The organism is Streptomyces sp. NPDC008317 (genome assembly GCF_042955955.1).
GTDB lineage: Bacteria > Actinomycetota > Actinomycetes > Streptomycetales > Streptomycetaceae > Actinacidiphila.
The window spans coordinates 409,305-421,665 of sequence record NZ_JBIBFQ010000001.1 but is presented as its reverse complement, the minus strand read 5'-3'; the positions used below and the strand labels follow the sequence as shown (position 1 = coordinate 421,665).

The following is a 12,361-nucleotide window of genomic DNA, read 5'->3' as shown; positions in this document are numbered from 1 at the left end:
CGCCGCCTCGCGTCCGCCCGTCCGTCCCTCCCGCTGTCCGTACGGGACGACATCACCCGAAGACGGCGACCAGCCGTCCGATCACCTCGCCGCGCTCCAGCCGCCCGACACCCTCGCCGATCTCCTCGAATCCGATCTCGGTGACCCGCGACGACAGCTTCCCCTCGGCGACGAGGTCGAGCACCGCCGCGCAGTCCTCCTTCGATCCGGCCTGGGAGCCGACGAGTTCGACCTCGTTCAGGGTGAGCGCCTGAAGGTCGATCTCGCCGCGCGCGCGGCCGAGGCCGACCTGGACGATACGGCCGCCCCGGCGTACGGAGTGGATCGCGCCGTCGGTGGTCGTCCCGAACCCGGCGAAGTCGACGACCACGTCGAGGTTCTCGCCCGCGAAGTCGGTGATGTCGCCCGCGACCTTCTCCGCGCCGAGCGAGCGGGCGAAGTCGTGCACGCGCTCGTTCTTCTCGGCGACGAACACCGTCGCGCCGAGCGCGAGCGCGGTCTGGGCGCCGAGCGAGCCGAGCCCGCCGAGGCCGATGATCCCGACGCGGGAGCCGGCGGTGACCCTCCCCTGCACGGAGACCGCGTGGTACGAGGTGAGCCCGGCGTCGGTGGCGGCTGCCGCCTGGTCGAACGGCACCCCGTCCGGCAGCGCGACGACGAGCCGTTCGAGGACGACGACCTCGTCCGCGAATCCGCCGTTCTTCGATGTGCCGGGACCCTCGATGGCGGCCGGGATGACGACCTTCTGGCCCACGGCGAACCGCGTCACGTCCGAGCCCACGGCGGAGACGACCCCCGCGATCTCGTGACCCAGTGTGATCGGCCGGAACGGGAGCAGCGGCGTCAGCGTGCCGTCGAGAAACCCGACGTCGCTGTGGCACAGCCCGGCCGCGCGGACGTGCACGACGAGTTCTTCCGCGTCCGGTGCCGGGGCCGGGACCTCACTGAGGGTGAGGGGCTTGTCGATGTCGGTGAACTGCCATGCGCGCATTTTCCGCTCCTTGGACGGTGGGCTCCCGGCGGGGCCGCGCTGATGTCGGCGGTCACCCGGAAGAATATTGGTACCTCATCCCAAAAATACTCCTCCACTACGCTCGGGCGATGACCACCTCCCGAAGGAGCCGCGGGCGACCGCCCGCCTCGACCCGCGAAGCCCTGGAGGAAGTCGCCTTCGACCTGCTGCTTCGCGACGGCTACGAGGCGACGACGCTCCAGGCGATCATGGCCGCGGGCGGTGTCGGGCGCTCGACGCTCTTCCGCTACTTCGGGTCGAAGGCGGGGATCGTGTGGGGCGAGTTCGACCGCGCGGTCGAGCGGCTGCGGGCCGCCCTTCGCGACGCCGACGACGTACCCGTCATGACGGCCGTACGGTCGGCGGTCGTCCGGTCCACGCGGCTTTCGCAGGCGGCGGCGCCGGACTCGTGGCTCGACCGCTTCCGCGTGCTCGACCGGGACCCCGCGCTCGTCGCGGAGGCCGCCGCGCACTGGCGCGTCTGGGGCGAGACGGTGAGCGGGTACGTGGCCGGGCGCACCGGCCTCGACGCGGGCGACCCCGTCCCGGCCGCGATCGGCGGCGCCGTACAGGCGGCCTACGTCGCGGTGCTCAGGCGGTGGGCCGGGGCGGCGGAGGCGCGCGGGGACGACGCCGGGGCCGAAGCGGTCGACATCGACGAGCTCGACCGGGACCTGCGCCCGGTCACCGACGCCTTCCAGGCCGTCCTGGACGGCGTGACGCGAGGCTGAACGGAGGCTCCGCCGCCGCTTGGCGACCTCCTGTGGTCCCCTTGTCCCGCGGCGGCGGCCGTATTGCGACGGTGAGCGCGAGCCAGCCGAAGCGCGAGGGACATCAGGACCGCTTGACTACCGCTGATCTACTACTTTCTCCCGGACTGGTAGATCGGTGCTGTGACCTGCTCTTTTACCGCCGGATGCACGGGGACGCGGAGCCGGATGGCCGCCCCGGGAGTCAGGGGTGGGCGAGGAGGAGGGCGGCGGGGGTGGGGGAGTCGGGGGCGATGAGGGTTTCGGTCGCGACCGTGAAACCGGCCTCCTGGAGCCAGGCGGTCATCCGGGCGGGCGGGCGTTTGTGGACGTGGACCTTCATGGGGTGGCCGCCGTAGCCCTCCGTCTTGAGGCGGGAGACGGAGCCGGTGTGGAAGCCGGTCAGCAGCGGGGCGCCGGGGCGCAGGACGCGGTGGAAGCCGGAGAGGACGGCCGGGACCTCGTCGTCGGGGACGTGGATCAGCGACCAGAAGGCGACCAGGCCGGCGAGTGACGCCTCGGCGAGGTCGAGGGCGGTCATCGAGCCGACCTCGAACCGGAGTCCGGGGTGGTCGGAGCGGGCCACGTCGACCATGCCGGGGGAGAGGTCGATGCCGAAGGCGTCGACGCCCAGGCCGCGCAGGTGGGCGGTGACATGGCCGGGACCGCAGCCCACGTCCGCCACGGGACCGCCCCCGGCGCCGGTGACCTCGGCGGCGAACAGAGCGAGGGCCGTACGCAGGGCCGGCGCGCCGTCCAGGGCCTCCCGTACGAAGTCCGCGTAGCTCACCGCGACCGTGTCGTACGAGGTTCGGGTGTCCGCCAGCCAGTCGTCCGCAGTCATGCTCCGAGACGGTAGTCCCGCGGCCCGCCGCCGCCGAAGCGCCCCTGCGCGACGGGCTCCTGGCATGTCCATATCCCGGACGCCCGTACCGTCCCCTCAGCTGTTGTATCTATGATGCGTGCATCATGGATGCCAGCACTCTCACCGTCGCCGCGCCCGGCCCCGCCGTCAAGGCGCCGCCCGCCGCCGAGCGGGTCTATCTGCACGTCAAGTCCGGTGTCCTGGACCGGAGTTACGAGGGCGGCACGCTGCTCACCGAGGGGGATCTCGCCGACGCGGTGGGGGTCTCGCGCACGCCGGTGCGCGAGGCGCTGCTGCGGCTGGAGGCGGAGGGGCTGATCAAGCTCTACCCGAAGAAGGGCGCGCTGGTGCTGCCGGTGTCGGCGCAGGAGATCGCCGACGTGGTGGAGACCCGGCTGCTGGTGGAACAGCACGCCGTGGCCAAGGTGGTCGGGGCGGTGCCGCCGCGGCTCATCGCGCGGCTGGAGGAGTCCCTGGCCGAGCAGCGCGGGCACGCGGAGACCGGCGACCTGGCGGCCTTCGCCGTCGCGGACCGCTGCTTCCACGCGGAGATCGTCCGCGCGGCGGGCAACCGTATCCTCGCGCACCTCTACGACCAGCTCAGGGACCGTCAGTTGCGGATGGGGGTGGCCACCATGCACGCCGAGCCGAGCCGGGTGGCGAAGAACATCGCGGAGCACACCGAGATCCTGGACGCGCTCAGGGACGGCGCGGCCGACACGGCCGCCGACGTCGTGGACCGGCACGTCTCGTGGGTGAAGGTGCTCGCCAGGGGCGAGTCGTGAGCCGGAGCCCGGCCCCGGAGAAGGTCCTGCCGGGCGACCCGCCCGGCGGACGCCGTGCCGCCCTCGTCTGGGGCGTCGGCACCTCCGTCTACCTCGTCGCCGTCGTCCACCGCACCAGCCTTGGCGTCGCGGGCATCGACGCCGCCGACCGCTTCCACATCGGCGCCTCCGCGCTCTCCAGCTTCTCGATCCTCCAGGTGCTGGTCTACGCGGGCATGCAGATACCGGTCGGGCTGATGGTGGACCGGCTCGGCACGAAGAAGGTCCTGCTGCTCGGCGCCGTGCTGTTCACCCTCGGCCAGGGGGCGTTCGCGCTGTCCCACTCGTACGGCATGGCCCTCGGCGCCCGCGCCGTGCTGGGCTGCGGCGACGCCATGACCTTCGTGAGCGTGCTGCGGCTCGGCTCGCGCTGGTTCCCCGCCAGACGCGGCCCGATGATCGCCCAGGGCGCCGCCCTGTTCGGCGTCGCGGGCAACCTCGTCTCGACCGTCGTCCTCTCCCGCGTCCTGCACTCGGCGGGCTGGACCCCGACCTTCCTCGGCACCGCCCTGGTCGGCGCGCTCGTCCTCGTCCTGGTCGCCCTCTTCCTCAAGGACCACCCCGAGGGGTACGAACCCGCGCCCGCCGAGCACGCGGGCCTGACGTACGTACGCCGCCAGATCGCCGCCTCCTGGGCCGAACCCGGCACGCGCCTGGGCATGTGGACGCACTTCACCACCCAGTTCTCCGGCATGGTGTTCCTGCTGCTGTGGGGGCTGCCGTACCTCGTCGAGGACCAGGGGCTCTCGCGCGGCGCGGCGGGCGGGCTGCTCACGCTCGTCGTCGTCGCCAACATGTTCTTCGGCATGGTCTTCGGGCAGCTCATCTCCCGCCACCACGGCGCCCGCATGCCGCTCACCCTCGGCGTGATCGCGGCCACCGCCGCCGCCTGGGCCACGACGCTCGCCTGGGGCGGCGGCCACGGCCAGGACCCGATGTGGCTGCTGGTCGCCCTGTGCGTCGTCCTCGGCGCCTGCGGGCCCGCCTCGATGATCGGCTTCGACTTCGCCCGCCCCGCCAACCCGCCCGAGCGGTTCGGCACCGCCTCCGGGATCGTCAACATCGGCGGCTTCACCGCCTCCGTCCTCACCCTGCTCGCCGTCGGCCTGCTCCTGGACGCGACCGGCGACGACTACCGGATCGCCTGGAGCAGCGTCTTCGTGCTCCAGGCGGTCGGCACCGCCCAGATCCTCCGGCTCCGCCGCCGTGCGGAACGGCTGGAGCGGGAGCGGATCGCGGTCAGCCGCGTCGAGAGCGTGCACCGCCTGCCGGCGGCGGTCACCTCCGACTGACGCCCGGCGCGGCCGTACGACGCTGTACGGCGGCGGGGTTCATGGCGGGCGCGCCGTGATCCGGGAACGGCGCCCGAGGCGCCGGGCGCTACTTCGTGACCGCGATGTGCGACAGGATCGCGTCCGCCAGTTGCCGGTCGCCCTCGATCTTGAGCTGGTCGGCGAGCGCGGCCGGACGCGCCCGGCCGGTGAGCAGCCGCAGGAACGTCTCCCAGTCCACGACGAAGGTGACGGCCGGGCCGAGCGAGACGGCCGAGTCGATGCTGCCGTGGCCCTCGGCGTTCACCCGTACGGTCCGCATGAACTCCAGCGGTCCGTGCACGTCGAAGACGACCGCGGAGCCCGGCTTGGCGCCCGCGTCCTCGGCGACCAGCTTCGGCAGCGAGCGCAGGAGGTAGTCACGGGCCAGTACGGCCGCGGGGGAGGCGAGGTTGCCCGGGGCGTCGAGGGCCCGGCGCAGATCCTGCTCGTGCACCCACACGTCGAAGACGCGGCCCCAGAGCTGTTCCTCCAGGGTGACCTCGCCGCCGCCGATCGCGCGGACCTCGGCGTCCGGCTGCCGCGACTCGTTCCTGAGCTGCCGCGAGCGGCGGATGATCGTGTACTCCAGCTCGGACGTCATCTCCGGCGCCGTGTGGTGGCGGCGGATGTCGACCGGGACCTCCGTGTAGCGGGCCGTCTCGCTGGTGATGTGGCGGAGGTCGCTGGGAAGTGTGTGGATGGGGCGCGGGTCGCCCAGCAGCTCGCACTCGAAGCCGATGATGTGGGACACGACATCGCGGACCGACCAGTACGGGCACTCGGTGTGGCGGTTCCACGCGCCGTCGGGCAGCGGCGTCACCAGTTCGTTGACGGATTCTATGGAGTGGGTCCAGGCGTCGATATACGGCTGGAGCTTGCTGTGGACGGTCACGGGACCCCTCGACGGTCGGTGCGCGGTCGTGGCGGTTGGCGCCTAAGTTACGCTGCGCGCGGGCGCCCACGCAGTGCTTTCGAGTGACGATGGTAGGCCCGGCTTGACGACCCAACGTATGGGCGGTGTCCGAGTGCGCGCAACGCTTCTTCAGATCGACGTGGACCAGAGGGAATCGGTCGCCTCGCGGCGCGACCGTGTGGCGGCGATGGTACGTGCCCACGCGGACGCGGATCTTGTCGTGCTGCCCGAACTGTGGCCGGTCGGCGCCTTCGCCGCGGAGGACTTCGCGGCCGAGGCCGAGACGGCGGACGGCGGCCCGACCGCCGAGGTGATGAGCGCGGCGGCGCGCGACGCCGGGGTGTGGCTGCACGCCGGGTCGATCGTCGAACGCGACGTCGTCGGCGGCGAATTGTTCAACACCTCGCTGCTCTTCTCCCCCGACGGCGCTCTCGCGGCCGTCTACCGCAAGATCCACCGCTTCGGCTTCGACCAGGGCGAGGCCGTCCTCATGTCCTCCGGGCACGACATCGTCACCGCCCGCGTCCCCGGTACCGTCCTCGGCCTCGCCACCTGCTACGACTTGCGCTTTCCCGAGCAGTTCCGGCTGCTGCTCGACGCCGGGGCGCAGACGCTGGTCGTTCCGGCGGGCTGGCCCGCGCGGCGGCTCGCCCACTGGCGGCTGCTGGTGCGCGCCCGCGCCGTCGAGTCCCAGGCGTACGTCCTCGCCTGCGGGACGGCCGGCACCCACGCCGGGGTGGAGCAGGCCGGGCACAGCATGATCGTCGATCCCTGGGGTGAGATCGTCGCCGAGGCCGGGCCCGCCGAGCAGGCGCTCTCCGCCGAGGTCGACGTCTTCCGCGTGGACGTCACCCGCGCCGATTTCCCCGTCCTCCGCGACCGCGTCCTCGGAGTCCCCACCCCGAAGCCCCGCTAGGGCCTGTCCGGCCGCGAGAGGGGCCCGCCGATCTTTCAGGGGCGCTGCGGGCACCCACCCGCGCGAGGTTCGGGCACAGGGGCGGCGCCCCGGAAAGACCGGGTCGCCGCCCTGCGCAGGGCTATTCGTCCTCGTGCTCCTTGTCGACCATGCGGTCGACGCACACCGCCACCGCGATCAGCATCGCGGCATCGGCGTCCTCGCGCTCGATGTCGATGGCGTAGGCGTCACGGAGGGTGAACCACTTGCGGGAGATGCGCGCGAGGCGCTCCCCCTCGTACTCGATGTCGAACTCCTTGTCGATGATGTCGCCGCGCACTTCGAGTTCCTCGCCGGAGGCGAGCTCGGCGCGGAAGACGTCGCGGAGCAGGTGGAGGCGCTTCTTGCGGACGGTGACGAGGACGTCGCCGTCGCGCTCGATGGTCATGGCGTCCCGCAGGGACACCAGCTTCTTGCGGATGACGGCGACCTCGTTGCCGTCCGGGTCCTGGAGTTCGAGGGTGTCGCGGATCCGGAGGACCTTCCCGTCGACGTAGAAGGCCCTGCGGCCGTGCTCGTCCTCGATCCAGTAGTCGTCACCGATGGCGAACATCTTCTCTCGCACCACGTATTTCATAGGGAATGCCTACCCCGGCGGATGCTGTTGGATGGGGATATGACTGCACGTGCACGTGTCCGGGCGCCCGAGCTGACCGGCGAGGGCGGCTGGCTGAACACCGGCGACAAGCATCCGACCCTCGCTGACCTGCGGGGCAGCATCGTCATTCTGGATTTCTGGACGTTCTGCTGTGTGAACTGTCTGCATGTCCTGGACGAGCTGCGGGCCCTGGAGGAGCGGCACAGGGACACGGTGGTGATCGTCGGCGTGCACTCGCCGAAATTCGTGCACGAGGCCGAGCACCAGGCGGTCGTGGACGCGGTGGAGCGGTACGAGGTGCACCACCCGGTGCTGGACGACCCGCAGCTCTCGACGTGGAAGCAGTATGCCGTACGGGCCTGGCCGACGCTGGTGGTGATCGACCCCGAGGGGTACGTGGTCGCGCAGCACGCGGGCGAGGGGCACGCGCACGCGCTGGAGCAGCTCGTGACGGCGCTGGAGAAGGAGCACGCGGCCAAGGGCACCCTGCGCAGGGGCGACGGCCCGTACGTACCGCCCGAGCCGGTCGCGACCGACCTCCGCTTCCCCGGCAAGGCGCTCGCGCTGCCCGGCTCCGGGCACTTCCTGGTGTCGGACTCGACCCGGCACGCCTTGGTGGAGCTGGCGGCGGACGCCGAGAGCGTGGTGCGGCGGATCGGCACCGGCACGCGCGGGCTGGCCGACGGCAACGCGGAGACGGCCCGCTTCAGCGAGCCGCAGGGGCTGACGCTGCTGCCCGACGGCAGCGTGATCGTCGCCGACACCGTCAATCACGCGCTGCGCCGCGTCGACCTGGGCACCGGGCACGTGACGACGGTCGCGGGCACCGGAAAGCAGTGGTGGCAGGGCTCCCCGACGTCCGGCCCGGCCCGCGAGGTGGACCTGTCCTCGCCGTGGGACGTGGCCTGGTTCGACGACCGGGTGTGGATCGCGATGGCGGGCGTGCACCAGCTCTGGACGTACGACCCGGCGACGGAGACCGTACGGGTCGCGGCGGGCACGACCAACGAAGGGCTGGTGGACGGGCACGCGGCGCAGGCGTGGTTCGCCCAGCCGTCCGGCCTCGCGGCGGCGCCGGAGCGCGGCGAGGCGGGGGCGCCCCCGGCCGACGGCTGGGGAAGGCTGTGGATCGCCGACTCCGAGACCTCGGCGCTGCGCTGGGTCGAGCGCGCCGACGACGACCCGGACGCGGCAGGCGGTGACGGCGGTGAGCCGCGCCGCTACATCATCCGTACGGCCGTCGGCACCGGCCTGTTCGACTTCGGCCACCGCGACGGCCCCGCCGGGCAGGCGCTGCTCCAGCACCCGCTGGGCGTCACCGCGCTGCCGGACGGCTCGGTCGCGGTCAGCGACACGTACAACAACGCGCTGCGCCGCTACGACCCGGTGACCGGCGAGGTCACCACGCTCGCGACCGACCTGCGCGAGCCCTCGGACGCGGTGGTCGTGGACGGCGACATCGTCGTGGTGGAGTCCGCCGGGCACCGGCTGACCCGGATGCACCTGCCGGAGGAGGCCGTCCGCGTGGAGGCCGTCGCCCACCGTACGCAGCGGGACGCGACCGACGTGGCGGCCGGTGCCTTCCGGCTCGACGTGGTGTTCACCGCGCCCGACGGGCAGAAGCTCGACGAGCGGTACGGGCCCTCGACGCGGCTGCTGGTCAGCGCCACCCCGCCGGAACTCCTGGCGGAGGGCGCGGGCAAGGGCACCGACCTCTTCCGCGACCTGGTCCTCGACCCGTCCGTCACCGAGGGCGTCCTGCACGTCTCCGCGATGGCCGCGTCCTGCGACGACGATCCGGCCAACCCCTACCCCGCCTGTCACGTGCACCAGCAGGACTGGGGCGTCCCGGTCCGCGTCGGCGCCGACGGCGACTCCCGGCTGGCGCTGGTCCTGGCGGGCCTGGACGCGTAAGGCGTACAGGCGCCGTACGGGCGTGCCCGGGCGGTGAGTAAGCTCCGGCCATCACTCTTGATCCGCCGGGGGGCGGAGCGTCACCTGGGGAGGGACCGAGTGCCTCGTCGCGCTCTCACACGCGGCTCCGTCGCGGCGGCCACCGTCGTCGTCATGGCCGCCGGGCTCGCCCCGGCCGCCACCGGCGGCACGGCGTACGCGGACGGTACGCCGTCCGGTACCGCGTCGCAGGAGACCGTCATACCCGCCGGTTCGCGGTGGCTGCCGCAGAGCGAGCCGCTGATCACCGCCGGGAACGACGGATACCTGGTCAGGGGGGCCAACGGCGCCCACTGGGTGAATCCGGCGGACGGCAGCGAGGGCCCGGTACTGCCGGATCCCACGCCCCTGGCCAACACCGGCCTGTCCGCGCACCTCATCCGCAACTTCCCGTCCCAGTCGGTGACGATCACCGACTACGACACCAACACCTTCCGCACGGTCACCGCGCCGGCGGGCCAGCGCTGGGTGCCGTTCGGCTTCAGCCTCGACCGCGTCCTCACCAGCGAGACCGCCGCCGACGGCACGCTCGCCGCGCTGCACGTGATCGGCGACGGCAAGGACGGTTCCGCCGACCTGACCGTCACCGGGCTGCCCCCGGGGACCGCCGTGCCCGACTGGCCCGACCTGCTCGCGCAGAACCGCGACCACGCCGTCCTGCGGCTGACCTCGGGCGCCGCGCCCGGCACCGCGCACAATTACCTGCTGGACTACCGCACCGGCACGCTGCGCGCGATCCTCGCCGACGTGCCCGCCGCCGAGCAGACCACCGTCGTCCTCGGCAGGGACCGGGTGCTGGCGTACGGCGGCGCGGCCACGACGGCGTACACCGTACGGCTCGACGACCCGACGGCCCCCGTCGAGAAGACGCCGCTGCCCACCGACGGCCGGGACGGTACGCCGAAGCTCGCCGTCACCGGGGACCGCGTCCTGGTGCTGGAGCGGTCGACGGACAGCCAGTCCGCGGGACTTCCGCTGCGGGCCGTACCGGTCGGCGGCGGCCCCGCGCGGACCCTGCTGGCCAAGGTCGCCACGGACATGGCGACCGCGCCCGACGGCTCGGTGCTGGTCGAGGGCGGCACAGGACCCGACGACTGGGCGGTCCGCCGGATCACCGCGGCCGACGGCGCCGACGCGACCGTCACCGACCTCAAGACGCTGCCGCCGGTCGCGGCCACGGTCTACGGACTGTCCTACAGCGCCGGGCGGCTGGCGTACTCCGACACCACCCGGCCCTACCCGGCCCTGGTACGGCGCGATGTGGCCGCGGGCCCGGCGCCCGCCGTGTCGGAACCCGAACTGCTGTGGAGCTACGGTCCGAAGCCCGCCGACTGCGGCTCCGGCGTCGCCTGCGTGCACCTCCAGGGCACCGGCACCGGCACCGTGGCCTTCTCCGCCGCCAACATCATCACCGTGCCCCAGCCGCCGTCCCCGACCGATTCGCGCGCCGTCTTCCTCGGCGCGCCCGGCACGGTCACCGACGCCGCGGGACCGTACGTCGTGGTGCACACCGGCACTCCCGCGCGGCAGAAGGTCTTCGACCTCCGCTACGACGGCACCCTGTTCGATGGCCCGGTCACGGCCTCCGCGCTGTGGGGCCGCACCCTGTGGGTGCCCGGCAGCGCCACCGGCACCGTCCGCCCGTACGACCTGGAGCGGCGGACGTACGGCGCCACGGTCCAGACGGGCGCGCCGTGCGTGCCCAAGGAGCTTCAGGCGGACGGGCGTTGGCTGTACTGGTCGTGCGGCACCAGCGCCGGGGTGCACGACCGTACGACCGGCAAGAACGTGCCGGTGCCGACCGGGACCGCGCTGCTGGGCGACGGTTACGTCGTCCGGCACGACACGACGGCGGGCCGTCTGATGCTCACCGACGTGCACACGGGCTCGGCCGTCGGCAGCAACCTCGCGGAACTGGCAGCGAGCGACCTGGCCGACGACCGAGGCGTGACGTGGACGGTGGACAAGTACGGCGGCGGTGTCGCGTACGTCGATGCGCAACACCGCTTCCACGTGCAGCCGTTGACCTCGATACCGCGCAGCGCGGTGTCGGTGCTGAGCAGCGACGTCGGCCCGGCCGTCGTCGACGTCCTGGACAACCCCGAGGACTGGTACGGCAGGTGGACGCTGTCCCGGCCCGTCGCGGGCTGGAGCCTGACGGTCACGGACGAGGCGGGCAGGACGGTCGCCACCCGCCGCGGCTCCACGGGCGCGCAGGTGTCGGCGAGTTGGAATCTCAAGGGCGCCGACGGGGCGTGGGTCAAGAACGGCCGCTACACCTGGACGCTGACCGCGCCCCCGGCCGACGGCGGCCCCGGCGGGCTCTCCCTCACCGGCCTGATCGTCGTCAAGGGCGCCGCGGGCGTGCACGACTTCACCGGTGACGGGACCGGCGACTTCTTCGGCCTCACCCCGTCCGGCCGCCTGGACCTGCGCGCGGGCAACGGCAAGGGCAATGTCAACGCGGCGCGCTCCACGTCCGGTTGGCCGACGTCCTCGCTGTACGTGCCCTACGGCGACCTCGGCGGCGACCGGGTCAACGACCTGCTGGTCAGGGACGCCTCGGGCCAACTGTGGCGCTACGACGGCAAGGCGGGCACGAACTTCACCCCGTCCCAGCCGCGCACGCTCATCGGCCCCGGCTGGAACGCGTACGACGCGCTGGCCTCGGTCGGCGACCTGACCGGTGACGGCCGCGCGGACCTCGTGGCGCGTACGCCGTCCGGCAGCCTGTACCTCTACGCCGCCGACCGGAACGGCAGGTTCGGGCCGCGTACCCTCATCGGCGGCGGCTGGAACACGTACAACCTGCTGATCGGCTCGCAGCACTCCGAATCCGTCGGCTACGGCCGTCAGCTTCTGGCCCGGGACAAGTCCGGGGTGCTGTGGGCCTATGACGGCGACGGCAAGGGGCACTTCGGGCCGCGCGTGAAGATCGGGTCCGGCTGGAACATCTACAACTCGATCGTGGGCGTCGGCGAAATCCGGCCGGTCCGGGGGGCGTACCTCACCGGACTGGTCGCCCGTGACGCGGCGGGCGACCTGTGGCGCTACGACGGCCGCGACAGCGAGCCGGGCTTTGCCGCCCGCGTCAGGCTCGGCGCGGGCTGGCAGATGTACAAGTCGCTGTTCTGAGATCCGGGGCTGACCTCACGTCAGAACGCCGGTGGTACTGGCCT

10 protein-coding genes are annotated in these 12,361 nt (G+C 72.7%); 6 read left to right on the top strand and 4 right to left on the bottom strand.

Translation table 11 applies throughout. The features are described 5' to 3' along the window. Positions 1–52: 52 nt before the first annotated feature. A complete protein-coding gene (locus tag ACFY9V_RS01670; protein ID WP_391158675.1) occupies positions 53–991 on the bottom strand; it encodes a zinc-binding dehydrogenase in 939 nt (312 codons plus the stop codon). A gap of 110 nt (positions 992–1,101) precedes the next feature. Here ACFY9V_RS01670 and ACFY9V_RS01665 point away from each other — a divergent pair, with 110 nt between their 5' ends. Further along, positions 1,102–1,743, top strand: coding sequence for a TetR family transcriptional regulator (locus ACFY9V_RS01665; protein ID WP_391158672.1), 642 nt, complete (start codon positions 1,102–1,104; stop codon positions 1,741–1,743). Positions 1,744–1,966: 223 nt separating this feature from the next. Here ACFY9V_RS01665 and ACFY9V_RS01660 read toward each other — a convergent pair whose 3' ends face one another. Further along, positions 1,967–2,605 (bottom strand): methyltransferase domain-containing protein, encoded by a 639-nt coding sequence (locus ACFY9V_RS01660; protein ID WP_391158669.1) that lies wholly within the window; start codon positions 2,603–2,605, stop codon positions 1,967–1,969. A 125-nt stretch (positions 2,606–2,730) separates the two neighbouring features. On the opposite strand from ACFY9V_RS01660, the gene ACFY9V_RS01655 reads away from it, so the two are divergent. Both ACFY9V_RS01655 and ACFY9V_RS01650 read left to right on the top strand, forming a co-directional pair. Further along, complete coding sequence (locus tag ACFY9V_RS01655; protein ID WP_355339557.1) at positions 2,731–3,411, top strand: GntR family transcriptional regulator; 681 nt, start codon at positions 2,731–2,733, stop codon at positions 3,409–3,411. After that, positions 3,408–4,742: an MFS transporter gene (locus tag ACFY9V_RS01650; protein ID WP_391158667.1), complete on the top strand. Its 1,335-nt coding sequence runs from the start codon at positions 3,408–3,410 to the stop codon at positions 4,740–4,742. The genes ACFY9V_RS01655 and ACFY9V_RS01650 overlap by 4 nt, the downstream gene beginning before the upstream one ends. A gap of 88 nt (positions 4,743–4,830) precedes the next feature. Here the strand turns inward: ACFY9V_RS01650 and ACFY9V_RS01645 are convergent, their stop codons facing one another. Next, the gene (locus tag ACFY9V_RS01645; RefSeq protein WP_355339563.1) at positions 4,831–5,655 is read right to left on the bottom strand and encodes a maleylpyruvate isomerase family mycothiol-dependent enzyme; all 825 of its coding nucleotides are present in this window, start codon (positions 5,653–5,655) and stop codon (positions 4,831–4,833) included. A 133-nt stretch (positions 5,656–5,788) separates the two neighbouring features. Between ACFY9V_RS01645 and ACFY9V_RS01640 the strand changes: the two genes are divergently transcribed. Beyond that, positions 5,789–6,592: a carbon-nitrogen family hydrolase gene (locus tag ACFY9V_RS01640; protein ID WP_355339566.1), complete on the top strand. Its 804-nt coding sequence runs from the start codon at positions 5,789–5,791 to the stop codon at positions 6,590–6,592. 121 nt (positions 6,593–6,713) lie between these two features. On the opposite strand, the gene ACFY9V_RS01635 is transcribed toward ACFY9V_RS01640, so the two are convergent. Then, the gene (locus tag ACFY9V_RS01635; RefSeq protein WP_355339569.1) at positions 6,714–7,208 is read right to left on the bottom strand and encodes an LURP-one-related family protein; all 495 of its coding nucleotides are present in this window, start codon (positions 7,206–7,208) and stop codon (positions 6,714–6,716) included. A gap of 39 nt (positions 7,209–7,247) precedes the next feature. Here ACFY9V_RS01635 and ACFY9V_RS01630 point away from each other — a divergent pair, with 39 nt between their 5' ends. Next, positions 7,248–9,143 carry a thioredoxin-like domain-containing protein gene (locus tag ACFY9V_RS01630; RefSeq protein ID WP_391158664.1) on the top strand — a complete coding sequence of 632 codons (1,896 nt, stop codon included), beginning with the start codon at positions 7,248–7,250 and terminating at the stop codon, positions 9,141–9,143. 99 nt (positions 9,144–9,242) lie between these two features. After that, positions 9,243–12,317: a hypothetical protein gene (locus ACFY9V_RS01625; RefSeq protein ID WP_391158662.1), complete on the top strand. Its 3,075-nt coding sequence runs from the start codon at positions 9,243–9,245 to the stop codon at positions 12,315–12,317. Positions 12,318–12,361: the final 44 nt, after the last annotated feature.

Coding starts and splice junctions, on each gene's coding strand:
- ACFY9V_RS01665 (WP_391158672.1), top strand. CDS start 1,102: ATGACCACCTCCCGAAGGAGCCGCGGGCGACCGCCCGCCTCGACCCGC.
- ACFY9V_RS01655 (WP_355339557.1), top strand. CDS start 2,731: ATGGATGCCAGCACTCTCACCGTCGCCGCGCCCGGCCCCGCCGTCAAG.
- ACFY9V_RS01660 (WP_391158669.1), bottom strand. CDS start 2,605: ATGACTGCGGACGACTGGCTGGCGGACACCCGAACCTCGTACGACACG.
- ACFY9V_RS01630 (WP_391158664.1), top strand. CDS start 7,248: ATGACTGCACGTGCACGTGTCCGGGCGCCCGAGCTGACCGGCGAGGGC.
- ACFY9V_RS01670 (WP_391158675.1), bottom strand. CDS start 991: ATGCGCGCATGGCAGTTCACCGACATCGACAAGCCCCTCACCCTCAGT.
- ACFY9V_RS01635 (WP_355339569.1), bottom strand. CDS start 7,208: ATGAAATACGTGGTGCGAGAGAAGATGTTCGCCATCGGTGACGACTAC.